Annotated in this window: 19 protein-coding genes; 10 read left to right on the forward strand and 9 right to left on the reverse strand. The window is 66.5% G+C overall.

Annotation, left to right across the window (positions count from 1 at the left end; genetic code table 11):
- The first annotated feature begins 49 nt into the window (after positions 1-49).
- Positions 50-796, forward strand: coding sequence for an arsenical resistance protein ArsH (gene arsH / locus ACQGNJ_RS16015; RefSeq protein WP_426690242.1), 747 nt, complete (start codon positions 50-52; stop codon positions 794-796).
- Between the two features lie 96 nt (positions 797-892).
- Here arsH and ACQGNJ_RS16020 read toward each other — a convergent pair whose 3' ends face one another.
- From ACQGNJ_RS16020 to ACQGNJ_RS16050, 7 genes are read right to left on the reverse strand one after another with little or no spacing between them, the layout of a single operon-like run.
- Complete coding sequence (locus ACQGNJ_RS16020) at positions 893-2,017, reverse strand: NAD(P)/FAD-dependent oxidoreductase (RefSeq protein WP_426690243.1); 1,125 nt, start codon at positions 2,015-2,017, stop codon at positions 893-895.
- Entirely contained in the window at positions 2,014-3,264 is a 1,251-nt protein-coding gene (locus ACQGNJ_RS16025; protein ID WP_426690244.1) for a dicarboxylate/amino acid:cation symporter, read from the reverse strand. Before ACQGNJ_RS16025 ends, ACQGNJ_RS16020 begins: the two co-directional genes overlap by 4 nt.
- The gene (locus ACQGNJ_RS16030; RefSeq protein ID WP_426690245.1) at positions 3,261-4,040 is read right to left on the reverse strand and encodes a L,D-transpeptidase family protein; all 780 of its coding nucleotides are present in this window, start codon (positions 4,038-4,040) and stop codon (positions 3,261-3,263) included. Before ACQGNJ_RS16030 ends, ACQGNJ_RS16025 begins: the two co-directional genes overlap by 4 nt.
- Before the next feature lie 47 nt (positions 4,041-4,087).
- Positions 4,088-4,942: a MurR/RpiR family transcriptional regulator gene (locus tag ACQGNJ_RS16035; protein WP_426690246.1), complete on the reverse strand. Its 855-nt coding sequence runs from the start codon at positions 4,940-4,942 to the stop codon at positions 4,088-4,090.
- Complete coding sequence (locus ACQGNJ_RS16040; protein ID WP_426690247.1) at positions 4,942-6,039, reverse strand: dipeptide epimerase; 1,098 nt, start codon at positions 6,037-6,039, stop codon at positions 4,942-4,944. Before ACQGNJ_RS16040 ends, ACQGNJ_RS16035 begins: the two co-directional genes overlap by 1 nt.
- Positions 6,040-6,090: 51 nt before the next feature.
- Positions 6,091-7,494: a C40 family peptidase gene (locus ACQGNJ_RS16045; protein ID WP_426690248.1), complete on the reverse strand. Its 1,404-nt coding sequence runs from the start codon at positions 7,492-7,494 to the stop codon at positions 6,091-6,093.
- Positions 7,495-7,520: 26 nt separating this feature from the next.
- Complete coding sequence (locus ACQGNJ_RS16050) at positions 7,521-8,678, reverse strand: DUF819 family protein (RefSeq protein ID WP_426690249.1); 1,158 nt, start codon at positions 8,676-8,678, stop codon at positions 7,521-7,523.
- A gap of 161 nt (positions 8,679-8,839) precedes the next feature.
- On the opposite strand from ACQGNJ_RS16050, the gene ACQGNJ_RS16055 reads away from it, so the two are divergent.
- The 9 genes from ACQGNJ_RS16055 to ACQGNJ_RS16095 all read left to right on the forward strand — a co-directional run bounded on the left by ACQGNJ_RS16055 (position 8,840) and on the right by ACQGNJ_RS16095 (position 20,858).
- Positions 8,840-10,366: a transglutaminase-like domain-containing protein gene (locus ACQGNJ_RS16055; protein ID WP_426690250.1), complete on the forward strand. Its 1,527-nt coding sequence runs from the start codon at positions 8,840-8,842 to the stop codon at positions 10,364-10,366.
- Between the two features lie 53 nt (positions 10,367-10,419).
- Positions 10,420-13,419, forward strand: coding sequence for a TonB-dependent receptor (locus ACQGNJ_RS16060; RefSeq protein WP_426690251.1), 3,000 nt, complete (start codon positions 10,420-10,422; stop codon positions 13,417-13,419).
- Between the two features lie 79 nt (positions 13,420-13,498).
- Positions 13,499-14,800: a diaminopimelate decarboxylase gene (gene lysA, locus ACQGNJ_RS16065; RefSeq protein ID WP_426690252.1), complete on the forward strand. Its 1,302-nt coding sequence runs from the start codon at positions 13,499-13,501 to the stop codon at positions 14,798-14,800.
- On the forward strand, positions 14,797-16,023 hold the full coding sequence (locus ACQGNJ_RS16070) for a dipeptidase (protein WP_426690253.1): 1,227 nt from the start codon (positions 14,797-14,799) through the stop codon (positions 16,021-16,023). The genes lysA and ACQGNJ_RS16070 overlap by 4 nt, the downstream gene beginning before the upstream one ends.
- A 199-nt stretch (positions 16,024-16,222) precedes the next feature.
- Positions 16,223-17,737, forward strand: coding sequence for a serine hydrolase (locus ACQGNJ_RS16075; RefSeq protein ID WP_426690254.1), 1,515 nt, complete (start codon positions 16,223-16,225; stop codon positions 17,735-17,737).
- Positions 17,734-18,477 (forward strand): M15 family metallopeptidase, encoded by a 744-nt coding sequence (locus ACQGNJ_RS16080; protein ID WP_426690255.1) that lies wholly within the window; start codon positions 17,734-17,736, stop codon positions 18,475-18,477. The genes ACQGNJ_RS16075 and ACQGNJ_RS16080 overlap by 4 nt, the downstream gene beginning before the upstream one ends.
- Before the next feature lie 100 nt (positions 18,478-18,577).
- Positions 18,578-19,630: a serine hydrolase domain-containing protein gene (locus ACQGNJ_RS16085; protein ID WP_426690256.1), complete on the forward strand. Its 1,053-nt coding sequence runs from the start codon at positions 18,578-18,580 to the stop codon at positions 19,628-19,630.
- 21 nt (positions 19,631-19,651) lie between these two features.
- On the forward strand, positions 19,652-20,428 hold the full coding sequence (locus tag ACQGNJ_RS16090) for an N-acetylmuramoyl-L-alanine amidase (protein WP_426690257.1): 777 nt from the start codon (positions 19,652-19,654) through the stop codon (positions 20,426-20,428).
- 121 nt (positions 20,429-20,549) lie between these two features.
- Positions 20,550-20,858: a hypothetical protein gene (locus ACQGNJ_RS16095; protein WP_426690258.1), complete on the forward strand. Its 309-nt coding sequence runs from the start codon at positions 20,550-20,552 to the stop codon at positions 20,856-20,858.
- Between the two features lie 31 nt (positions 20,859-20,889).
- Here ACQGNJ_RS16095 and ACQGNJ_RS16100 read toward each other — a convergent pair whose 3' ends face one another.
- Positions 20,890-24,009 carry an efflux RND transporter permease subunit gene (locus ACQGNJ_RS16100; RefSeq protein WP_426690259.1) on the reverse strand — a complete coding sequence of 1,040 codons (3,120 nt, stop codon included), beginning with the start codon at positions 24,007-24,009 and terminating at the stop codon, positions 20,890-20,892.
- Entirely contained in the window at positions 24,006-25,145 is a 1,140-nt protein-coding gene (locus ACQGNJ_RS16105) for an efflux RND transporter periplasmic adaptor subunit (RefSeq protein WP_426690260.1), read from the reverse strand. The genes ACQGNJ_RS16100 and ACQGNJ_RS16105 overlap by 4 nt, the downstream gene beginning before the upstream one ends.
- Position 25,146: the final 1 nt, after the last annotated feature.

The following is a 25,146-nucleotide window of genomic DNA, read 5'->3' on the forward strand; positions in this document are numbered from 1 at the left end:
TTTCCATAATGATAGAATTATTTCGTCAACGCAACGGGAAACGTCTTCCATGACGATGCAGGATCTGCCGCACATTGCCGCCGATGTGCTGGAAACGCCGAGCCTGGCCAGACTGGCGTTGCCGACGGGCGCCGGCCACCCGCCGCGCATCCTGATCCTGTATGGGTCGCTGCGCCCGCAGTCGTTCAGCCGCAAGCTGGCGCTGGAAGCCGGGCGCATCCTGCGGCACTTCGGTGCCGAGACGCGGGTGTTCGATCCGCACGAATTGCCGATGCTGGACAGCGTGCCGGCCTCCCACCCCAAGGTGCAGGAACTGCGCGCGCTGTCGCTGTGGTCCGAAGGCCAGGTCTGGGTCAGCCCCGAGCGGCACGGTGCGGTAACCGGCGTGTTCAAGAACCAGATCGACTGGCTGCCGCTGGAAGACGGCAGCGTGCGCCCGACGCAGGGACGCACCCTCGCCGTGATGCAGGTCAGTGGCGGATCGCAATCCTTCAACGTCGTCAACGCGCTGCGCGTGCTGGGCCGCTGGATGCGCATGGTGGTGATCCCGAACCAGTCATCGGTCGCCAAGGCGTGGCAGGAATTCGACGACGCCGGCCGGATGAAGCCGTCGCCGTTCTACGACCGCGTCGTGGACGTGATGGAAGAGCTGTTCAAGTTCACCCTGATGGTGCGCGATCGCAGCGATTACCTGGTCGATCGCTACAGTGAGCGCAAGGGCGCAGCCCAGGCGCACGCCTTGTCGATCGCCGCCGGCGTGGCCGATAAAGCTGCGCCGGCCCCGGTCGGGCGTTGACTGCCATCATGCATGGCTTGCGCTGATGGCAAGCCTTTGGCGCACGCCGGCAGCGGCGGATCGAGTTGCCGCTGGTACCCGGTGCGCCGGAGACGGTCACGCAGCCGGCCGCGGAGCCAGCAGCGCCGCCGACAAGCCTGCATCCACCAGCGGCGCCGGCAGCGGCCGGCCCAGCGCGAGATTCGCGCACACCTCGCCCATCGCGGCGCTGGTCTGAATGCCGTAGCCGCCCTGCGCGGCGACCCAGAAGAAACCCGGCGCAGCGGCGGCGAAGCCGCCGACCAGGTCGCCGTCGGCGACGAACGAGCGCAGGCCGGCCCACGTGCGGCGAGGCCGGCGGATGGTCATCGTGGTGGCCTCCTCGATGCGATGGATGCCCAGCGCGATGTCGTATTCCTCCGGCTGCACGTCGTGTGGCTCCACCGGATCGGCGTTGGCGCAGGAGCCGAGCAGCAAGCCGGCGTCGGGCTTGAAGTAGAAGCTCTCGTCGAAGGCATTGATGAAGGGCCAATGCGCGGTGTCGAGCTGTTCCGGCGGATCGAACACGAAGGCGGAGCGCCGCTTCGGCGTGATGCCGATCGGTGCCACGCCAGCCAGCGCAGCCACCTGGTCGACCCATGCGCCAGCGGCATTGAGCAGCAACGGCGCACGGAACATCAGCTCGCCGTCGTCCACCTGCCAGCCGGCGGCACCATGACTGATCGCGCGGATGGTGACATTGAGACGCAGCTGGCCGCCGCGTGCGCGCAATCCGCGCAGGAAGCCCTGGTGCAATTCGTTGACATCGATATCCGCGGCACCGGGCTCGTGCAGGCCGATCTGTGCGAACTCGGGTTTCAGCACCGGCACGGTTGCCTGCAGGCGCGCGGCATCGTGCAGTTCGATGTCGCGGCTGAATGGCAGGATCGCCTCGTACAGCGCGCGCACCTCGTCGGCCTGCGCCGCGCTGCCGATCAGTGTGGCACCGCGTGGCGCGAGGATCGGCTGCGCTGCGAAACCTGCCGGCGGCGCCGCCAGGAACGAACGCGTCGCACGGGTCAGCGCACGCACCTGCGGCGAACCATAGGTTTCACTGAACAGCGCCGCCGACCGCCCGGTCGAATGCACGCCGGCATGGGACTCGCGCTCCAGCACCAGCACCCGCGCATGTGGCGCGAGGAAATAGGCAACCGATGCGCCGGCCATGCCGGCACCGATCACGATGGCATCGTATTCATTCATGCGGCCGGCTCGACGGTGTCTCGCTGCGATTGCCGGTTCACCACGCTGGTGGCGGTGAGATCGGCGGTGACGTTGCCCAGCGTGGCCAGGGCATCGGGGATGGTGTCCACCGCCAGCATCAGGCCGAGCGGGCTCAGCGGCAGGCCCATCGCCTGCGCCACGGGCAGGTTGGTGGCGACGAAGGTGACCTGGCCGGGCAGGCCCACCGAACCCAGGCTGACCACCACCGCCAGCAGCGCACCGGCCAGCAACTGGGCGGTGGACAGGTCGATGCCGTAAGCCCAGGCGATGAACGCCGCCGAGGTGACGTATTGCACCGGACTGGTCAAGCGGAACAGGCTCACCGCCATCGGCAGCACCAGCGCGGCAACCTGTTTCGGATAGCCCAATCGGCGATCGGCGCTTTCCAGCATCGCCGGCAGCGAGGCCAGCGACGACTGCGTGCTGATCGCCACCACCTGTGCCGGCACCAGCGCCGGCACGAAGCGGCGCAACCGTTCGCCACCGAAGAACAGCGCCAGCGGCAGCATCATCACGGTGACCGACAGGTACAGCAGGCACTCCACCAGTACGTAGACGCCGAGCGCACTGAGCATGCCCAGCCCCGACCGCGCGCACACCGAAAGAATCAGCGCGAACACGCCCAGCGGTGCCACCCACAGCACCCAGCGCACGATCACGATCATCGCGTCGGCGATGGCCTGGAAGAACTCCACCAGCATCGCGCGACGTGGCGGCACGATCCGGGTCAGCGCGAAACCGAGGAACAACGCGAACACCACCAGCGGCAGCATGGCGCTCTGCGCCGCCGCGTTGATCGCATTGCTGGGCACGATGGCGACCAGGGTATCCAGCCAGTTCACCGCACTGGCCTGCGCCAGCGCCGGCACGCTGGCATGGTCGAGCGCGGCGACCAGCGCCGGATTGTGCGGGAACAGCGCGAACACCAGCGGCGCGGCCAGCGCGGCAAACAGCGCGCCACCGGTGAGGATCAGCATGAACACCACGATCGCGCGCCGCGCGATGCGGCCGGAGGCGGCGGCGTCGGTGGCGGTGTTGACGCCCACCACCACCAGCGCCAGCACCAGCGGCACCACGGTCATCTGCAGCGCGTTCAGCCACAACTTGCCGACCGGCTGCACCACGTTCGCCACCTGCAACGCAAGGTTTTCATTCCAGCCGGCCAGCAACAGACCGATCAGCGCGCCGGCCGCCAGTCCGCTCAACACCCGCGAGGTTGCACTCATCGTGCGCCGTCCGTTGCGGCGATGGCCGGCAATTGCCATGGCATGCGCAGCCGTTCGTACTCGGCCTGCGGCAGCAACACGAACACCGGATGATCCTGCGGCTTCAACCACGCCAGCAAGGATTGCATCACCGGCGGCGTCATCGCGGTGCAACCGGCGGTGGCGTCGGCGGGCGACTTCCACAGATGGGCGAAGATGCAGCTGCCGCCGTTGGGCGCCGCTTGCGGGTTGTTCTCGATCACGAAGCCGAGCCGGTAGCGCTGGTCGCCGTTGGCGTGCAGGTCGCGGCGCATCGGCTCGGTGGAACCCTTCACCGCGTCGGCACCGACCACCTTCGCATCGACGATGCGGTTGTACTGCGCCGAGCCGCTGACATCCATGCAGTAATCGGTGGCGCTCAGCGCGCGATACGGCAAGGCGGTGGCGGCATGCGCGGCGTAGCCAAATGCCTCGCCGATGCGGAACACGCCGGCGGGACTGCGATTGTCGCCTTCGCGCTTGAACGGCCCGCCATGCTGCGGCGGATTCAGGCCCAGCCCCCAGCCCGCGCCGTTCTTGCCGATGGTCACCGGCGCCGCGGCGCGGACTTCGCGCCAGCCGTCGCCGTTGCGCTCGAACGTGCGCAGCATGCCGTGGTCGGCGTTCCAGCTGGCGGTGGTCACGAGCACGAGTTGGCGCGCATCGTGCCACGGCGTGTCCATCGCGCCGGCATGGGCGAGCCCGGTGCATGCGGTGGCAAACATCATGACGGCAAGGATTCGGCGACGGGCAGTCATCGGCTTTTCATCCGGCGGGTGAAGGGTGCGCAGTCAAGCGTCACGGGTCAGGGTTCCAGCATCAGCTGGATCCGGTCGAGGTTGGCCAGCAGCTGCGCGTGGCGGTCGTCGTGACCTTCGCACAATTGCACGAACACGCCATCGAGCAAGTGCTGCAGCGACGACTGGTACAGCAGCGGCTGGATGTACGGCAGCTCGTCGTGCGCCGACACCACCAGCGCCAGATCCGCCAGCGTGCGCAGCGGGTTCGCGGTATGCCGCGTCACCGTGATCACCTGGCCGCGGCGCTCGCGGAAGTAGCGGCTGATCTTGCACAGCGCGGGGTGGTTGCCGTGCTCGGAGAACACCAGCAACACGTCGCCGGCGCTGGCAGCGGAGACATTCGCGGTCATCCGCGCGGTGTCGAAATTGTGCACGGTGAGGATGCCCAGCAGCGACAGCTTCAGGGCGAAGCCGCGGGCGTAGATGTCGTCCTCGCCCAGGCCGATGATGAACACCTTGCCGGCGCGGCCGGCCTGGGAGATCGCATCGGCCACCGCCTGCAGGGTTTCCGGTGCATTGATCAGCCGGGTCGCCTCCTCGGCTTCCGACTTGCGCCGCCACAGGTGACCCGCCGACGAGGTGCTCTCGCCGTCCGCCGCCGTGCTCAGCTCGGGTGTCTCGCCATGGTCGGCGCGGGCGATCGCCTCGCCTACCGAATACTTGAGATCCGGATAGCCCTTGAAACCCAGCTTCTGGGTGAACTTCACCACGCTGGACTGGCTGATGCCCAGCGCATTGGCCAGCTGTTGCGAGGAGTAGTCGCGCAGCAACTGCGCGTTCTCCAGCACGAAGTCGGCGATGCGCCGCTCCACCGCCGACATCTGGTCGCGCTCCGAACGGATTTTGACCAGTGGTGACATCAGCCTTCGATCCTCTCCAGACCGCGGATCTCGCGGATGCCGAGGCCGGGCGCATCCGTCACCGAGATTTCCGATTCGTTGAAGATTACCCCACCGTCGACCGGGTTGAACTGGCACAGCGAGGGGCCGTCCAGATCGATCTTGGTGATCACGTTCGACTTGGCCACCGCCACGTGCACCGCCGCGGCCACGCTGATGCTGGTTTCCAGCATGCAGCCGATCATGCACTCGATGCCGTGCATGCCGGCGATGTCGGCGATCTTGATCGCGTTGGAGATGCCGCCGGTCTTCATCAGCTTGATGTTGATGATGTCGGCGGCGCGCATGCGGATCAGCTCGATCACTTCCATCGGGCCGAACACGCTCTCGTCGGCCATCACCGGCGTGTGCACGCGCTCGGTGACGTAACGCATGCCGGCCAGGTCGCGCGCCTTCACCGGCTGCTCGATCAGTTCCAGCTTGATGCCGGCGTCTTCCAGCGTCTGCAGCGCATACACCGCCTGTTTCGCGGTCCAGCCCTGGTTGGCGTCCAGCCGCAGCAGCGCGCGACCCTCCACCGCCGCGTAGATCGCCTTGACCCGCTCGATGTCGACGCCGATGTCCTTGCCGACCTTGATCTTCAGCGACTCGAAACCGCGCTCCACCGCCGACACCGAGTCGGCCACCATCTTGTCGATGTAGTCGACGCTGATGGTGATGTCGGTGGTGATCACCGGATCGCCGCCACCCAGCAACTTGTACAGCGGCGCGTTGTAGAGCTGGCCCCACAGGTCGTAGACCGCGATCTCCACCGCCGCCTTGGCGCTGGTGTTCTTCTCCATCGACGCCTGGATCAGCTGGGTGACCTGGTTGAGGTCGGCGATGTCCTGGCCGATCAGTCGCGGCGAGATGTAATGGCGGATCGCGTCGATGATCGAGCCATGCGTGTCGCCGGTGATCACCGCGGTGGCCGGCGCCTCGCCGTAACCGATGTGGCCCGAGTCGGTGTGCACCATCACCACGATGTCCTCCACCGTGTTGACCGTGCGCAGCGCGGTCTTGAACGGGGTCTTCAGTGGTACCCGCAACATGCCGAACTGGATGTCGGTGATCTTCATGGACAAGCCTTCATGGAATCGATATTCCTGTTCTTCTGATTTCAGACCAGCTCAATGGCGCATGCGCACGATGCTGGTCATGCGGTCGACGAAGGTCTGCCGGTCGTTGAACAGCATCGGCAGCAGCGGTGTCACCGACACCGCGTTGAGCTTGACGTGCGCCTTGCTGCCGTCGGCCTTGCGATAGCTCATGCCGCCAACGTCGTGGATCACCCAGGGCTGGCCCCGGTACTGGCCGATCACCATCATCACGTGGCCCGGGATATAGACCAGGTCGCCCACCTGCAGCGCGTGCGCCGCCTTGATCCGCTCTTCGCGGCTGTCCTTGCTGGTGAAGGCGCGATGCTCCAGCGCGGGACTGATCGCCTGCTTGCTGGTATTGCGCGGCATCTGCACGCCCATGCTGCGATACACGTCGGAGACGAAGCCACTGCAATCGCGCCCGTCGTAGGCGTGGCCCCAGCCGTAGCGCTCGCCGAGGAACTTGAACGCCTGGCGAATGAGGTTGGCGGGGGTCAGCGGCAGGTAGTCGGCCGCGGTGTCGGTGTTCCTCTGCAGCAGGGCGGGACGGAACGCGAGCGAGCCATCGCCGTTGCGCACGGGAAGCTCGAGCACGTGGGTGGCGTACGGCGTCTGCCCGTTGACCGGCTGATCGGGCGGCAGGTCGGTGACCAGCGGCAGGCGGGTGCCCATGTCCAGCTGCAACTGCGAAACGGCCGGCACCTCGCGGGTGAACACGGTGTGCACGCTGTCGCCGGTGACGATCCGGTACGGCGTCCGCTCGGCATAGGCGAACACTTCGGCGGCGCTGCCCTCGGCCACGTTGTCCTTTTCGGTCCAGGCCGCATAGCGCGGGCTGACCACGAACAGCCACTTGCCATCGGCGCTGGCATGGGCGATCACCACCGGCGTGCCGGGGAATTCGGCAGTCTCCTGGAAGCGGTCGATGTCGGTATCGCCCTTCTCGCTGAACACGCGCAGCGTGGTGGGGAACGTACGCAGCGCGGCGCGCTGCACGATCAGGCCGTAGCGGGTCTGCTGCTGCGCGGGAATGCTTTCCAGCGCGCGATTGGCGACGATCGCATCCAGCGTGGCCTTGGTCACCGGCTGGCCATCGACATCGAACAGCGGCCGATCCGGTCGCGCGGACAGATCGGTGATCCAGCCGGCGACGCGGGCGCGTTCCAGCGTGGCCGGCAGCGCATGCAGGTCGTGCATCGAGGGATCGACATGCAGCAATTTCGCGTTCTGCGCCGCGATCGCCGCACCATCGAGGATCACCAGATCCGGCTGCGGCTGCAGGCCGATCCAGAAGGCCGGGGTCAGTTGCGCATCGCCCACGCCGAGCACGCCCGAGGGCGGAATGGCCAGCGCAGCGTCGGCGTCACGCGCCTGCAGCGGGGCGCCGGTCAGGGCCAGCGCAAGCACGCTGACGGCAAGCAGGGGAAGTCGCATGGCTGTTGTCCTTTGTCGAGGTCGCATCATGGAATCGCCAGCGACGACATGATCGACGCCACCAACAGGCCGAAGCCGGTGCCCAGGATGTAACCGAGCAGCGCCAGCAGGATACCCACCGGCACCAGGGCGGCCGAATAGCTGGCCGCCAGGATCGGCGTGGCCGCCACGCCACCAATATGCGCCAGCGAGGAGATTCCGCACAGATACAGATCGAAGCGGAACAGTTTGGCAAAACCGACCAGCAGCATTGCGTGGATCGCGATGACGGTGACCCCGCACAGCAGGTACAGCGGCGCCGCGGCGATGCCCTGGAAATTGCTCTGCGAAGCCAGCACCGCCACCACGCCAATCAGCATTGCGCTGGAGATCGTGCCGGCGCCGGGAAACCTCGCCAGTGGCGTGTGCGCCACCACCAGGCCGCAACCGGTAGCCAGCAGGATGGTCCAGGTGGTGGCGCTGACCATGCCGGACACCGGTAGCCAGCCGGCCAGCCAGCCCGCCAGTGCCGCCACCGCCAGCGCCATGCCCAGCCACAGCAGCACGCTGTCGTAGGTGGTCGGCGCGCTGGTCTTCGCCTGCGCCAGCGGGATGTCGCCGCTGGAGGTCGCCCGGGTCCAGCGGTTGAATGCCGGCGCCAGCCGCGCCACCGAAAACAGCACCACCACCCACATCGAATAGCACACCGCGTCGGTCAGCAGCGACATCGCCAGCAGCTGATCGCGCATGCCGATCGCCTGCTTCACCGCGATCATGTTGGCGGTGCCGCCGACCCAACTGCCCGAGAGCGCCGCCAGCGGCTGCCACTGGTCGCCGGGCAACCAGTGGCGGTAAAGCAGAAAGGTGACGATGAAGGCCGCGAACAGGCTGATCGAGGTACAGGCGAACACGCCCAGCACGCGTGGCCCCAGCCGCCAGATCGCACGCAGGTCGCAATTGATCATCAGCAGGAACAGCAGTGCCGGCACCATGTGCGACACCAGCATCGACTGCGCCGCCTTGATCTCCGCGTTGACCTGCCACAGCCCTGACACCGCCAGTGCAGTGACCAGCAGATAGGTCAGCACGATCGGCGGCAGCACCGAGAAGATCTTCCAGCCGAAGCGGCGCTCGATCGCCGGAAACAGGCCGGCGATCAGCAACATCAGCGCCAGATAAGGCCAGACCGTGTGGATCACATGCATCCCCTCGTGGATCGTTCGCGGCTATTCGCGGGCAGGCGGTTTTCGGCCCGCAAGGAATAGGTGATTCTTGTCGACTTCAATCGAAGCATAAATTATTGACCAGCATTTGCAAGCGTGTTACACAACGGTTTCAGGGGACTTGTTGCGGGGACGATTTGTCGATGGATACGTTGCTACCTGTCGCACCGGGAATACGCCATCGCACGCGGAGCGGATGCCTGATCGCGTGCCTGTTTGTGCTGCTCTGCTTCGGCCAGGCCGCCTGCGCCGGCCAGAACCTCGTCGACGCGACCACCGCCCCCATCATCGCCCAGATCGACGCCGGTCACTTCAAGGCTGCCGACGCGGCGATCACCGCTGCCCAGGCGAAGTCCGCGCTGACGCCCGACACGCAGCGCGCGCTTTCGTTCCAGCGCGAACGCATGCGCCGGATCCTGCTCGACTTCACGCTGAGTGCCGACGACGTCAAGGCGCGCCTGCGCAAGCAGATTCCCGACCTGACCGACGCCGAGTTCGAAAACTGGAACGCGGCCGGCCTGTTCGAGCATCAGCTGATCGACGGCGAGACGCTCTTTTTCAAGCGCGCGCCGGGCAACCTGTTCCAGCTCAGTGCCGAAGCACGTGCACGACGCGCGGTGCAGAAGCCGCTCGGCGAAGGCCCGATGGAAGCGCTGAACGATCACCAGCGCGCGATCTACCAGGCGGCGTTGTCCGAGCATCGCAGCAGCGTGCTGCCGCGCCGGCTGCGCATGACGCAGACCCTGACGGTCGCCGCCGATGCGGTGCCGGCCGGTGAAACGGTGCGCGCGTGGATTCCCTATCCGCAGGCGGTGCCTGGTCAGCAGGAAGACATCCGTTACGTCGCCAGCGTGCCGGCACAACACCGGATCGCAGCCGAATCCGCGCCGCAGCGCACGGTCTATCTGGAGAAGCCCGCGAAAGCCGGCCAGAAGACAGTGTTCTCGGTCACCTATGAGCTGACCCAGTACGCGCAATACCACGCGATCGATCCGGCGCGCGTGGTACCCGCCACGATCACCCCCGAGCTCGCACCGTTCGTGGCCGAGCGCGCACCGCACATCGTGTTCACCGACGCCATGCGCAAGTTCTCGCACGACGCGGTCGGCGACGAGAAGAACCCCTACCGCATCGCGCAGAAGCTGTTCGCCGCGGTCGACAAGATTCCATGGGCGGGTGCTCGCGAGTATTCGACGATCTCCAACATCAGCGACTACGCGCTGCACACCGGCCACGCCGACTGTGGCCAGCAGACGCTGCTGTTGATGACCCTGCTGCGGCTCAACGGGATTCCCGCGCGCTGGCAGTCGGGCATGGTGTTCTCCGATGACGGCAGCGGCTACAGCAACATCCATGACTGGGGCTTTCTGTACCTGGCGCCCTACGGCTGGGTGCCGATGGATGTCACCACCGGCCGCCTGCATCCGGCGGCGACGGATGCCCCCGCGCTGGAGTGGTTCTACCTGGGCGGACTCGACGAATACCGCCTCGCCTTCAACAGCGACTTCGATCGTCCGTTCCAGCCGGCCAAACAGCAGTTCCGCTCGGACGACGTGGACTCGCAGCGCGGCGAAGCGGAGTGGAAGGGCGGCAACCTCTATTTCGACCAACTGGATTACGACTTCGACTGGCAGCTCCTGCCGGCGGCGCAGGGACGCAGCGGCAAATAACACAAAGCCTTCAATAAACATGGCATCGACGGCGTCGATGGGGAGATGGGGAAATGAGCAGCAGTCGCACTTTGCGCAGAACCGTACTTTGCATGGCGCTGGGCCTTGGCCTGGGGTCGTTGGCGGTACCGGCGGCATTTGCCGGCAACAACGACGGCTCGGTGGTCGGTCACGCCCAGGCGGGCGCGGTGATCACCGCCGTGAACCCGGCGACCGGCCTGACCCGCACGATCACCGCCGATCAGCGGGGCAATTACCGCTTTCCGTTCCTGCCGGTCGGTGATTACACCATCAGCGCCAGCGTGAATGGCCAGCCGCTGGGCCAGTCGCGCACCGTCACCGTCAGCCTCGGCAACGCCACCACGCTAGATCTGGGCGCCAGCCCGAACGCCACCGATCTGTCAGCCATCCAGGTCGTCGGCAACGGCCTGCCGGTGATCGACGTGACCTCCACCGAATCGGCCACCAATGTGTCCCGCGCGGAACTGGTGCGGCTGCCGGTCGACCAGAACGTCACCTCGGTCGCGCTGCTGGCGCCGGGCGTGGTGAAGGGCACGGCGAGCTTCGGCGGCATTTCCTTCGGTGGCTCGTCGATCGCCGAGAACGCGTTCTACGTCAACGGCCTCAACGTCACCGACTTCTACAACCGCAACGGTTTCTCCGAGGCACCGTTCGCCTTCTACGACCAGTTCCAGGTCAAGACCGGCGGCTACTCGGTGGAGTTCGGCCGCACCACCGGCGGCGTGGTCAATGCCGTGGCGCGTTCGGGCACCAACGAGTTGAAGGGCGGCGTCGAGATCACGTTGGAGCCGGGCAACTGGCACTCGCGCGCGGATGACCACTATGACGCAGGCGGCCATCGCTACCTCACCGCCAGCCGCGATCAGGACTCGCTGGTGAAAACCAACGTCTGGGCCTCGGGCCCGATCATCAAGGACAAGCTGTTCATCTTCGCGATGTACGAGGCGCGCGGCAGCACCCCACGCAACACCAACAACGCCGGCGACACGCTGACCTCCAACAGCGCCGATACCGGTTTCTGGGGCACCACGATCGACTGGAACATCACCGACAGCAACGTGCTGCAGCTGATGGCGTTCTCCGACAAGAACAAGAACACCGGTGACGTCTACAGCTACAACTACGACAACAACACCACGGGACAGCTCACCAACAAGGTATTCAGCGATACCGGCGGCAAGGACTGGGCGCTGACCTGGACCAGCTACCTCACCAACGACCTGTCGATGAAGCTGATGTACGGTCGCAACGAGCGCCAGGCCTTCACGCGCTCGCAGCTGGACCTCGGTTGCAACTACGTCTCGGCCAACAACGCGTTCAAGCAGATCCATGACCCCGGGGTGCCATTGGGCTGCACCAGCAACTCCACCGTCTATGACCGCAACGACGTCCGCAAGCAGGCGCGCGCCGACTTCGAATGGACGCTGGGCGACCACCTGCTGCGCTTCGGCTACGACCACGAGAACGACACCTCCGACTACAGCCGCTACTACGCCGGACCGGGCGCGTACTACTACAACCTCTACGCGGCCAGCGCCGGCTCCACCATCCCCAACGGCGGCGTGCTGCCGGCCGGCTACGACGCCTACGTGCGTGCGCGCCGCTACGAAATCTCGGGCACCTTCACCACCAAGAATGCCGCCTACTACATCGAGGACAACTGGCAGCTCACGCCCAACCTGGTGCTGAATGCCGGTGTGCGCAACGACAGCTTCGACAACCAGGACGCCGCGGGCAGAAGCTATATCAAGATGAGCCGGCAGATCGCCCCGCGACTGGGCTTTTCCTGGGACATGAACGGTGACGGCAGCACCAAGGTGTTCGGCAACCTCGGCCGCTACTACCTGCCGGTGGCCAACGTGATCAACATCAAGCAGGCCGGCGGCCTGCTTGACGAGCGTACCTACTACGCGTTCGATGGCTGGGACATCCAGACTCTCAACGGGGTGCAATATGCGACGCCGAAACTCGGTCCGCAGGTCGGGGCGGTCGACAATTCGCAGGGTGACGGCACCGTCGGTGACCTGCGTTCGGAAGTCGACAAGAACATGGACCCGGTCTACCAGGACGAGGCGATCCTTGGCTTCCAGCAGCTGATCAGCAACAGCTGGTCATGGGGTGTCAGCGCCACCTATCGACGCCTGCACAACGCGATCGACGACATGGAGATCAGCGCCACCGCCCAATGCGGCGAGAACGGCTACATCGGCTGGGTGATGGCCAACCCCGGCCAGAAAGTCACCGTATGGGGCGACACCAACTGCGACGGCACTGCGGACGGCTATCTCACGGTGGATACCTCGAACGAAGGCTGGGCGATGTACGACGCCGACGGCAACTACCTGGGCCAGCGTGGCTGGGTGAAGCCCAAGCGCACCTATGCCGCCGTCGAGCTGCAGTTGAATCGCGCGTGGGACGAGAAGTGGTCGATGAACGCGTCGTACACGATGTCGTGGAATCGCGGCAATGCGGAGGGCCCGGTCAACTCCGACACCAACTTCGACGACACCGGGCGCACCGAGAACTTCGACGATCCGTGGGTGAACCTTGGCGGTGACGGTTATCTGCCTAACGACCGCCGTCACCAGTTCAAGCTGCGCGGTACCTATGCACTCACCCCGCATTGGCAGCTCGGCGCCGACCTCAACGTGGCCTCCGGCGGCCCGATCACCGGCTTCGGCGTGGGCAATCCCTATGACGGCACCAACTATCACAGCTATTTCATCTGTGTGCAGAACTGCGATTCGCCGACGTCCGAGGACCGCGTCTACGAACGCTCGCCGCGCGGCAAGTACGGCCGCCTGCCGTGGACCTACAACCTCAACGCCGGCCTCAGCTACGTGAGGCCGTTCGACGGCGGCGAATTCCGCGTGAAGCTGGCGGTCTACAACCTGCTCAACGAGAAGCGCACCACCCAGGTGGATCAGGACCTGCAGACCGACATCTCCAACGAGACCAGCAGCACGTTCCGCCAGCCGCTTGGCTTCCAGTCGCCGCGCTTCACCCAGCTGACCATGTCCATCAACTTCTGATCGACCTCCCCGATCGCGGCCCGCCCACTGGCGGGCCGCTCTTTTTTTAGCCCCTTTTCAGTCGAAAGAACCTCAAGCCATGTCCACGCAGACCAGTCGCACGGCGACGCCGCAGCCGGACCGACCCGCGGAGGGCGGCTTGCGCCTGTTTGATGGCGTCGACCTGGCGCATTTGGCCGAGCGCCTGGGCACGCCGTTGCACGCCTATTCGGCCAGCGCCATCCGCCAGCGCATCGACGAACTGCACGCGGCCCTGGTCGGCCAGGACGCACTGATCTGCTATGCGGTGAAGGCCAATTCCAACCTCGCCATTCTGCAGCTGATGGCCAACGCCGGCGTCGGCGCCGACATCGTCTCGGTCGGCGAACTGCGCCGCGCGCTGCATGCCGGCATTCCCGCCGACCGCATCGTGTTCTCCGGCGTCGGCAAGAATGCGGATGAAATCGCCGGCGCACTGAATGTCGGCATCCAGCGCTTCAATGTGGAATCGCACGACGAACTGCTCACCTTGCAGCGCGTGGCCCATGCGCAGGAAGTCGTGGCGCGCGCCGCGGTACGCATCAATCCCGACGTGGATGCGCAGACCCACGCGAAGATTTCCACCGGCAAGTCGGAGAACAAGTTCGGCGTCAGCATCGACGAGGCACGACTCTGGTTCACCGGATCCGACCGGCTCGACCATGTGCAGCTCGATGGCCTGCACGTGCATATCGGCTCGCAGATCCTCAGCCTCGATCCGTTCCGTCTCGCCCTGCAGCGCGTCGCCGCGTTCTGGCACGAACTGGAGCAGGCCGGCCATCCGATCCGCAGCATTGATGTCGGTGGCGGGCTGGGCGTGTGCTACCGCGACGGCGTCGACCAGCCGGTGGCCGCCGCCGACTACATCGGCGTGGTCCGCGAAGCATTGGCCGGCTACCACGGCCGCCTGCTGCTGGAACCCGGCCGCTACCTGGTCGCCGAGGCCGGCGTGCTGCTGACCCGCGTGATACGCATCAAGTCGGGCTTGCAGCGCCAGTTCCTGGTGCTGGACGCGGCGATGAACGACCTGCAGCGGCCCAGCCTTTACGACGCCTGGCACGACATCGTGCCGGTCATCGACCAGGGCCGACCGCTGACCACCTACGACATCGTCGGCCCGGTCTGCGAAACCGGCGACACCTTCGCGCGCGGGCGCGAACTGCCCGAGTGCGAGGCCGGCGACCTGTTGCTGATCAGGGCCACCGGCGCGTACGGTGCGTCGATGGCGTCCACTTACAACTCGCGGCCGTTGGCGGCCGAAGTCATGCTGCAGAACGGCCGCTACGCGGTGGTGCGGCGTCGCCAGCACTTCGAGGAAATGATCGCCGGCGAACAGCCGGCCCGACACTGGGAGACCGCATGAAGAGCACATTCCGCTTCGCCCTGCTCGCCGCACTGGCCGGCAGCAGCGCCGTATCGGCCCAGGCTGCACCGGGTCCGGCCGTGCAGGACCCGCCCATCACCATCGACAGCCATGTCGACATTCCCTTCAACTACATGGGCGAGCCGCGCTTCGACGTCGGCCACGACACCCGCCTGCTGGTCGACCTGGGCAAGATGGAACGCGGCGGCCTCAACGCGGCGTTCTTCGTGATCTGGGTGCCGCAGCACAAGCTGGACGCCGCCGGCTACGCCAAGGCAGTGCAGCAGGCCAGCCAGAAATACGACGGCATCGGCCGCATGCTGATGCAGTATCCCGACCGCATCCGCCTGGCCACCACGCCCGGACAGCTGATGGCCAACCACAAGGCCGGCCTGCTCTCGGCGACGATCGAGATCGAGAACGCCTACTCGCTCGGCCACGACATCCGCCGCCTCGACGCCGCCTTCGATCGCGGCGCGCGCTCGGTCGGCCTGGTCCACGTCGGCAACAACGACCTGTGCACCAGCTCGCTGCCCGACACCAAACACGGCGAGCCGGCGATGAACAGCCCCGGCGACCAGGGCATGAGCGAATTCGGCCACGCCGTGGTGAAGCGGGCGAACCAGCTCGGCATGCTGGTCGACATCTCGCACGCCTCGGACAACTGTGTGCGCGACGCGCTCAAGGCATCCAGCACCCCGCTCATCGCCTCGCATTCCGGCGCCCGCGCCGTGCTCGATCATCCGCGCAACCTGCCCGATGACCTGCTGCGCGCGATCGCCGCCAAGGGCGGCGTGATCGACGCCGTCGCCTACAAGGAATTCCTGAAGAAGGACCCGGGCCGCGAAGCGGCCGAGAAGAAACTGCAGGACGCGATCGCCAAGCAGGCCGGCGAGAAGGAATACGACAGCGACAGCGACGACTACCGGCCGGAGATGGAAGCCGGCATGGCGCAGATCCAGAAGACATACCCGCTGGCCACCCTGGACGACTACGTGAAGCAGATCCGGCACATGGTGAAAGTGGCCGGCATCGACCACGTCGGCATCGCCTCCGACTTCGATGGCGGCGGCGGCATCACCGGCTGGAAAGACGCCGGCGAAACCCGCAACGTCACCGCGGCGCTGCGCCAGGCCGGCTTCAGCGACGCCGACATCGCCAAGCTGTGGGGCGGCAACCTGCTGCGCGTGTGGGGCGAGGTCGAACGCCATGCGCAGCACTGAGGCCCCACTGAGACCAGGCGGGGAAGTGCCGCAGCAGGGTGCTCTTTCGCACGCCGCGGCTACCCCCTCCCGACTTCCCCCTGCCAGCAGGGGGAGGAGCCAGAAGCAAAGCGCCTTGCAACAAGAATCCCGCGCCCTGCCCCCTCCCCTGCCAAGCAGGGGAGGGTTGGGGTGTGGTGCTCTTGCTCTTGCGCTGCTGTTGGCGCCAGCAGCAGTCAGGGCGCAAACCGCCAACCCCGTTTACGACAGGATCGTCGACGCCACCATCGCGCGCTATCACCTGCCCGGCATCGCCGTCGGCGTGATCGAAAACGGCAAGGTCGTTTACGTGCGAACCGCCGGCGAAACCATCGCCGGCTCGGGTCAGAAGATCACGCCGCAGACATTGTTCAAGATCGCCTCCAACAGCAAGGCGATGACCACCGCGCTACTTGGCCGTCTCGTCGATGCCGGCAAGCTGCGCTGGAACGATCCGGTGACGAAGTACCTGCCGCAGTTCCGCATGCACGATCCGTGGGTCACCGCGAACATGCGCGTGGCCGACCTGCTCACCCATTCCAGCGGCCTGCCCGAAGGCGGCGGCGACCTGATGCTGTGGCCCGAGCCGAACGCGTTCACCCGCGCCGACATCATCCACGGCCTGCGCTTCATCAAGCCCGGCTACAGCTTCCGCTCGCAATACCAGTACGACAACCTGCTCTACGTGGTGGCCGGCGAAGTCGCCGCCGCCGCGGGCGGCGCGCCATACGAAACGCTGATGCGCCGCGAAGTGTTCGAGCCGCTGGGCCTGGACCGCTGCCAGGTCGGCGCGTGGAACCGCGACACCGTGGGCGACGTGGCCACGCCGCATCGCCGCGAGGACGGCCGCAACGTGGCGATGCCCGAAGACGCGGCGATTCCCGCGATCACCTCGGCCGCCGCGGGCGGCATCCGCTGCGACCTCACCGACATGCTGGCCTGGGCGCGCAACTGGCTGGTGCCCAGCACGGCGCAGCTGGAGTGGCTGTCGCCGGTGCAACGCGGCGTGCTGCAGGCGCCGCACATGCTGATCCCCGTTTCCGAACAACGCCGTGCATGGGACAACACCCACGTGATGGCCTACGGCTACGGCTGGCGCATGGCCGACGTCGACGGCCAGTGGCTGGTCTGGCACACCGGCACCTTGAACGGCATGTATTCGATGCTGGCGCTGCTGCCGGACCGCAAGAGCGGCTTCGTGTTCATGATCAACGGCGAGGCGGACGATGCGCGCACCGTGCTCGGCGAAATGCTGGTCAAGCACTTCACCGCAGCCGACGAACCGCGCGACGTGAGCTGGTATGCCGACGCGCTGGAGCGGCAGTCCAAGCAGCGATCGCCATCGGCGTCGGCGCCGGACACCTCGACCCGGCGCCCGGCCACCACGGCGGAGCTGGCCTCCTGGACCGGCGCATACCGCGACCCGTGGTTCGGCGATGTCTCGTTGTGCCCGCGCGACGGCAAGCTGCGTTTCGCCGCCGCGAAGTCGCCCACGCTGACCGGCACGGTGATGCGCCTGGGCGACCGCTACCTGGTGCACTGGGACAGCGGCGAGCTGGACGCGTGGCTGGATTTCCACGCGGCCACCACCAGCCAGCCGATCACCTTGCGCATGGCCAAGCTCGACCCGCAGGGCGATTTCAGCTCCGACTACGAAGACTTGGCTTTCCAGCGTCGTGGGGATTGCCACCGATGATTACCTCGACCCGCCGTCCCCTGCTCCTGCTCGGCTTGCTCGTCGCCCTCGGCGCCATCGGCGCCATCGGCCGCGCCCATGCCGAGGAGCAACCGCCCACCCTGTCGCCGGCGACGACTGCCGCCGCTGCCAACCTGGTCGACATCCGCAGCCTGGTGCCGGACATCGCCGAGGACATCAAGTACGCCGGCAGTGACAATTTCATGGGCGTGCCGGCGGACGGCTATCTCGCCCCGGCCTGTCTGCTGCTGCGTCCGGTCGCCGAGGCGCTGGCGAAGGTCGAGCACGAGCTGCGCGCGCAGCACCGGCGCCTGAAGATCTGGGACTGCTACCGTCCCGCCCGCGCGGTGGCGCACTTCGTGCGCTGGGCGCACGACCTGGGCGACCAGCGCACCAAGCCACGGCACTACCCCAGGCTGGACAAGTCGACCTTGTTGAATGGCTACATCGCCGCGGTTTCCGGCCATAGCCGCGGTGCCACCATCGACCTCACCCTGCAGCAATGCGCCGCCGACGGCAGCCACTGCCAGCCGCTGGACATGGGCACGGATTTCGATTTCTTCGACGTGCGCGCGCACACCGACACGCCCGATGTCACCGCGCAGCAACACGCCAACCGCCAGTTGCTGCGCGACGCAATGCAGCGCGAAAGTTTTCGCAACTACCCGATGGAGTGGTGGCACTACACGCTCATGCCCGAACCCACCCCGCACACCCTCTACGACGTACCCGTGCAATAACCCGTAGGAGCGCACCCTGTGCGCGATGCTTTCCGTTACGTAACGAAGAGCATCGCGCACAGGGTGCGCTCCTACACGTCCTACCGAGAGACGACCTTCCATGTACAAACCTTTCGCAAGCTTCGCCATGATCCTCCTGCTCGGCGGCTGCTCCGCCGGCGTCAAGCCGATCGACCCGATCGACGCGCTGATGCAACGCTACGCCGGCGACGTCCCTGGCGCCTCGCTGCTGGTGCTCAAGGACGGCAAGCCGATAGTGCGCCGCAGCTACGGCCTGGCCAATCTCGAGGACGAAGACAAAGCCACGCCGGCCACCAACTACCGGCTCGCCTCGGTGAGCAAGCAGTTCACCGCCACGGCGATCCTGCTGCTGGCCGAAAGCGGCCGGCTCAAGCTCGACGATCCGGTGCGCCGCTGGTTGCCTTCGCTGCCGGAGACGACGGCCGCGGTCACCCTGCGCCAGTTGCTGACGCACACCGGCGGCCTGGTCGACTACGAAGACCTGATTCCGCCCGGCACCACCGGACAGGTCAGCGACAACGACGTGCTGCGCCTGCTGTCCGCCACGCCGAAGACCTATTTCGCGCCCGGCGCGGCCTACCGCTACAGCAACTCCGGCTACGTGCTGCTCGGCCTGGTGGTTGAGCGTGCGTCGGGCATCAGCCTGCCGCTGTATCTCAGGCAGCACATCTTCCAGCCGCTGCACATGGACCACACCTTGCTGTATGAGCGCGGCGGCCCCGAGGTGGAAAATCGCGCCTACGGCTACAGCGAAGAAAACGGCGGCTGGACGCGCACCGACCAGAGCGTCACCAGCGCCACCCGCGGCGACGGCGGCATCTATGCCTCGATCGACGACCTGGCCAGGTGGGACGCCGCGCTGTACGACGACCGCCTGCTCAGCGCCGCCTCGCGCAAGCTCGCCTTCAGCCCGCACGTGAAGGTCACCGGCGAGCCGTACGAGGCCAGCTACGGCTACGGCTGGCGCATCACCGGCGACACCCTGTGGCACTCCGGCGAGAGCATCGGCTTCCGCAACGTGATCGTGCGCTGGCCGCAGCAACACCTCACGGTGATCCTGCTCAGCAACCGCAACGAGCCGGAACCGTACCGCACCGCGCTGGCGATCGCCGCGCGGTACCTGCAGCAGTGATGCAGCGGAGAACCACTCGACATGCGTAAGCTGTTTTCATCATCCGCATTCCCGCGTCGACTCGTGCTGCTGGCGCTGATCGCACTGCTCACGGCATGCGTCCACGCGCCGCCGCGCAACCCGCTGGCGACCTGGGTGCCCTCGCCGAACCACGACATCCGCCGACCGGTGCTGATCGTGCTGCACTTCACCAACCAGCACTCGGTGCAGGAGAGCCTGGACACCCTGCGCACGAAAAACAGTGGCGGCCCGGTGAGCTCGCATTACCTGGTCGGCGCCGACGGCCATATCTACCAGCTGGTATCCGACCAGTTACGCGCGTGGCATGGCGGCTCCGGACGCTGGGGCACGATCACCGACATCAACTCCGCCTCGATCGGCATCGAACTGGACAACGACGGCGCCACGCCATTCGCGCAGCCGCAGATCGACAGCCTGCTGCACCTGCTCGCCGATCTCACCGAACGCCTGCACATCCCGCGTACGCAGATCGTCGGCCACGAGGATTTCGCGCCCGGCCGCAAGGACGATCCCGGCCCGCTGTTCCCATGGCAGCAACTCGCCGCCGCCGGCTTCGGCCGCTGGCCGCAAGGCGCGCTGACCGATCCGCCAGCCGGCTTCGATCCATGGATGGCGCTGGCGCTGATCGGCTATCCGCTGGACGACCGCGCCGCCACCGTGCGCAGCTTCCACCACCATTTCCGCGGCACGGGCGGCGATGCGCTGGACGCGCAAGATGCGCGCATCCTTTACAACCTCGCGCAGGCCATCGAGTCAGGCACGACGCCGACAGACTGAAACTGGTGGTTTGATCGCAGCTACGATTGCGCGATTGCTCGGTCGATGGAACAGATCGGACAGCTATGAACCATGACAACTCCATCGTGACGTTCTGGCCGCACTTCAGCACCTTGTTGCCATGAAGACAGGCAAGATCCGCTTCTTCGCGAAGCTGGCCGCCTGGGTGTTGTTTGCCTGGGGCGTGTTCGTTTTCATCGCGCTGCCGGACAACAAGTACGCCTGGATGCGGCAGATGGATCCGTCGATGGTGCTGCCGCCCGACGACGCCTCCGGCGACCGCGCGATCTTTGCGCTGTTGTTGCTGGCTGCCATCGTCGCCAGTCAGCTGGCGCTGTTGGCGACTGCCGCCCATCGCCGCGAGAAGGCATGGGCGGTCGTGCTGGCACTGACCGCCATCGGGCTGTGGTCGTCGCGATTCTGGCGTTAGCGAAGCCTGTCCTGGCACGGCTTCGCCAGGATCACACTTCCAGCCGGTCGTCCGGTCGCGCCACGATCGCGTACAGCGCCGGCATCAGGAAGATGCTGATCAGCAGGCGGGTGAACAGGCCGCTGACGATGACCAGCGCGAACGGTCGCTGGGTATCGGTGCCGACGCCGGTGGCCAGCGCCGCCGGCAGCAGGCCGAGCGCCGCCACCAGTGCCGTCATCATGATCGGGCGCAGGCGCAGGATCGCCGCTTCGCGGATCGCCTGCGCCACTTCCACCCCGTTGCGACGCAGCTCGTTGACGTAGGAGATGTACACCACCGCGGTCTGCACCGAGACACCGAACAGGGCGAGGAAACCGATGCCGGACGACACCGAGAACGGCGTGCCGGTCAGCCACAGCGCGATGATGCCGCCGGCCGGCGCCGACAGCACCACGCCGAGCACGGTGATGAAGGGAAACTTGAAGTTGCTGTACAGGGTGAACAGCAGCAGGAAGATCAGCCCCACCGTGAGCGGCACGATCAGGTTCAGCTGCGCGCGCGAGGCGGTGTATTCCTTGTATTCGCCGCCCCAGTCCAGCCGGTAGCCGCGGGCCAGCTTCACTTTCGCGTTGACCTGGCTGATCGCATCCTCCACCGCGCCGGCGAGGTCGCGTCCTTGCACCGAGAACTGCACGCCGATGTAGCGCGAGTTGTCCTGCCGGTAGATGAAGGAGGCGCCGTTGGTCACGGCGATATCGGCGAATTCCTTCAGCGGCAGTTGCTGGCCGCCCGGCGTCGCCACCAGGATGTTGCCGATTTCCTCGGCGTTGTCGCGGTACTGGTGATCCAGCCGCACGACCAGGTCGAACTGCTTTTCGCCCTGGATCACCTGGGTCGCCACGTCGCCGCCGATCGCGGTCTGGATCAGGCCGTTGATGTCGTCCACGTTCAGGCCGTAACGGGCGATCGCCGCGCGCTTGATGGTGATGCTGAGGCTGGGCTGGCCGAGCTCCTGCACCAGGGTCACGTCATGGATGCCGCGCACCTGCTCCAGCACATGCTTGATCGCCTTGCCCTTCTGCTGCAGCGTGTTCAGGTCCGCACCGAACACCTTCACCGCCAGCGCGCTCTTCAGGCCGGTTTCCGCCTCGTCCACCGCGTCTTCGGCCGGCTGGGTGTAGTTGAAGGTGATGCCGGGAAAGCTCTGCAGCTTCTTGTTGATCGCCGCGGTCAGCGCTGCCTTGGTGCGGTAGGCACCGGTCCATTGCGAATACGGTTTCAGGCCGACGTAGAACTCGACATTGAAGAAGCCGGTCGAGTCGGTGCCGTCGTCGGGCCGGCCCAGTTCCGAGGCGACCGTGGTGACCTGGGGGAACGAGCGCAGGATGTCGCGGATCTGCGGGGTGATCTTCGCCGACTCGTCGAACGAGATGGTGTACGGCATGGTCGCACGCACCCACAGCGCGCCTTCGTCCAGGTGCGGCATGAACTCCGCGCCGATGCGCGGAATCAGCAGCAGCGACAGGCCCAGCAGCAGCGCCGAAGCGATCGTGGTCGGCCACACGCGGGCCAGGCAGAAATCCAGCCCCTTGATGTAGACCGACTTGATCGCCTCGAACGCGCGGTTGCGCCGTTCGCGCACGCCCTTGCGCATGAACCACGAACACAGCACCGGCAACAGGGTCAGGGTGATCACCAGCGAACCGATCAGCGCGAACACCATGGTGTCCGCCATCGGCTTGAACAGCGTGCCTGATGGTCCGGACAGCACATAGATCGGCAGGAAGCTGACCACGATCACCGCCACCGCATAGAACAGCGGACGGTCGACCTCGGCCGCCGCATCGCGGATCACCTCGATGAGGTTGAACCTGGTTCCCTCGCGATCGGCAAGCTGGCGGTAAATGTTCTCCACCATCACCACCGCCGCATCGACCAGGATGCCGAAGTCGATCGCGCCGATCGACAACAGGTTGGCCGAGGCGCCCTGCAGATCCAGGCCGATGAAGGCGACCAGCAGCGACAGCGGGATGGTGACCGCGACGATCAGCCCGGCGCGCACGTCGTACAGGAAGAAGATCAGCACCACCACCACCAGCAACATGCCGCGCATCAGGTTGTCCTTGACCACCTGGGTGGTCACCGCGACGAGGTCGCTGCGGTCGTAGAACGGATGGACCTTGATGTCCTTCGGCAGGATCTGCTCGTTGAGTTCCTTGGTCTTCGCCTCGACCCGCTGCAGCACGTCCTGGGTCTTCTCGCCGGTGCGCAGCGAGATCACGCCCTCCACCGCGTCGTCCTGCTTCTCGAAGCCGAACTGGCCCAGCCGTGGCGCGATGCCGATCACCACGCGACCGACATCCTTGACCAGCACCGGGTTGCCGTCGTGCACCGCCAGCACCACGTTGCCGATGTCCTCCAGCGTCTGCAGCCGACCGACGCCGCGCACGTAGTAGAACTGCCCGCCCTGCGAATAGAAGCCACCTCCGGCATTGCCGTTGTTGGCGGCCAGCGCGGCCTGCACCCGCTGCGCGGTGAGCCCGACCCCGGCGATCTTCGCCGGATCGAGCAGCACCTGGTACTGCATGCTGCCGCCGCCGAAACCCGAGTCGTCGGCCACGCCGGCCACGGTGCGGTACTGCGGCTCGACCACCCAGTCCTCGAACGTCTTCAACTCCATCGGCGAGCGATCGGAGCTTTGCAGCACGTAGCGGTAGATCAGCCCCGACGGCGACGACAGCGGCGATACCGACGGCTTCACCCCGTCGGGAAGATCGAGATCGCCCAGCCGGTTGAACACTTCCTGACGTGCGAAGTTGTTGTCGGTGCCGTTGTCGAAGGTGAGCGTCACCACCGACAGGCCGTACAGCGAGATCGAGCGGGTGTTGTCGGTTTTCGGAATGCCGGTCATGCCCTGCTCGGCCGGCACCGTGATCAGCCGCTCCACTTCCTCGGCGGTATGGCCGGGCCACTGCGTGACGATCTCGACGCTGGGCGGCGACAGGTCCGGATAGGCGTCCACCGGCAGGCGATGCAGCGCATGCACGCCGGCGCCGACCAGCACCAGCACCAGCAGCGCGACCAGAAAACGTTGCGCCAGCGAGGCACCGACGATCCGATTCATCAGCGACGCCGCGCGCGGCGGCATGGGCGGCAGATGGTCGCTCATTGGTTTTGCATGAACTGCACGAAGATCGCGCCGTCGACCACGATCCGGTCGCCCGCCTTCAAGCCGTCGCCGACCAGGTAGTCGTCGCCCGTGCGCGAACCCAGGGTGACGTGTCGGCGCGCGAAGCTGCCGTCAGGCTGGACGAGGTAGACGAACGGCAGGTTGTCGTCATCGCGCAGCAGCGCCGACGCCGGCACCAGCAAGCCCTGGCCGGCCTGGCGCGACTGGATCCGCACGCGCACGTACATCTGCTTGCGCAGCACGCCCTCAGGGTTGTCGACCACGATGCGCGCGGCGACCGCGCGAGTATCCGGATTCACCACCGCGGCGATGTTGTCCACCGCGCCCGCCAGCGCATGTCCCGTCGTGCCGCTATCGATCTGCGCCGGATCGCCCACCCTGATGTCGGCCAGCTCGGCCATCGAGAGCTGCGCCATCACCCACACCTTCGACAGATCGGCAACGGTGAAACAGGGCGACGTGCCCGCCTGCAGCAGTTGTCCGGGGGTAATCAGCTTGTCGACCACAGTGCCGCTGACCGGTGCACGGATGATGCCCTGAACGCGCGCAACGGTGTGGCCGGCCTGAAGCGCCTTGAGCGTCCCCGCATCGACATCCAGCGCCACCAGCGCCTGCAGCGCGGCATCGCGATCGGCCTCGGCACTGGCCGCGTCGGTCTGCGCCTGCTCGGCCTCGCGTCGCGAAACACCTTCGTGCTGCACCAGGTCCTTGTCCGCGTCGGCCAGGCGGCGCGCGTTCTGCGCACCGATCAACGCCTTGCGATAGGCGCCGATCGCGGCGGAGAAGTCCGGCGAATCCACCAGCGCCAGCGGCTGTCCCTGATGCACCTTGTCGCCCGGCGCCACCAGCAGTCGCGCTACCGGTCCGGAGAACGGCGCCAGCACGCTGGTCGCCTGGTCGTTGTCGAAATCCACCACGCCGGTGGTCTCGATCGCACGATGAAAACTGGCCGGCGCGATGGTGAGCAGGTGAATGTGCTGGCGCTGCGCCGCGGTCATCGTCACGTTCTGCGGCGTGTCGGCGGCGGCTGGCGGCGGCCCGGATTTCGAGGAGCAGCCAGCGACACACAGCAGCGCGCCCATGGCGAACACCGATGTCGCACGACGTCGCGGCATG

Source organism: Rhodanobacter ginsengiterrae (assembly GCF_050026815.1).
In the GTDB taxonomy this organism is placed as follows: domain Bacteria; phylum Pseudomonadota; class Gammaproteobacteria; order Xanthomonadales; family Rhodanobacteraceae; genus Rhodanobacter; species Rhodanobacter ginsengiterrae.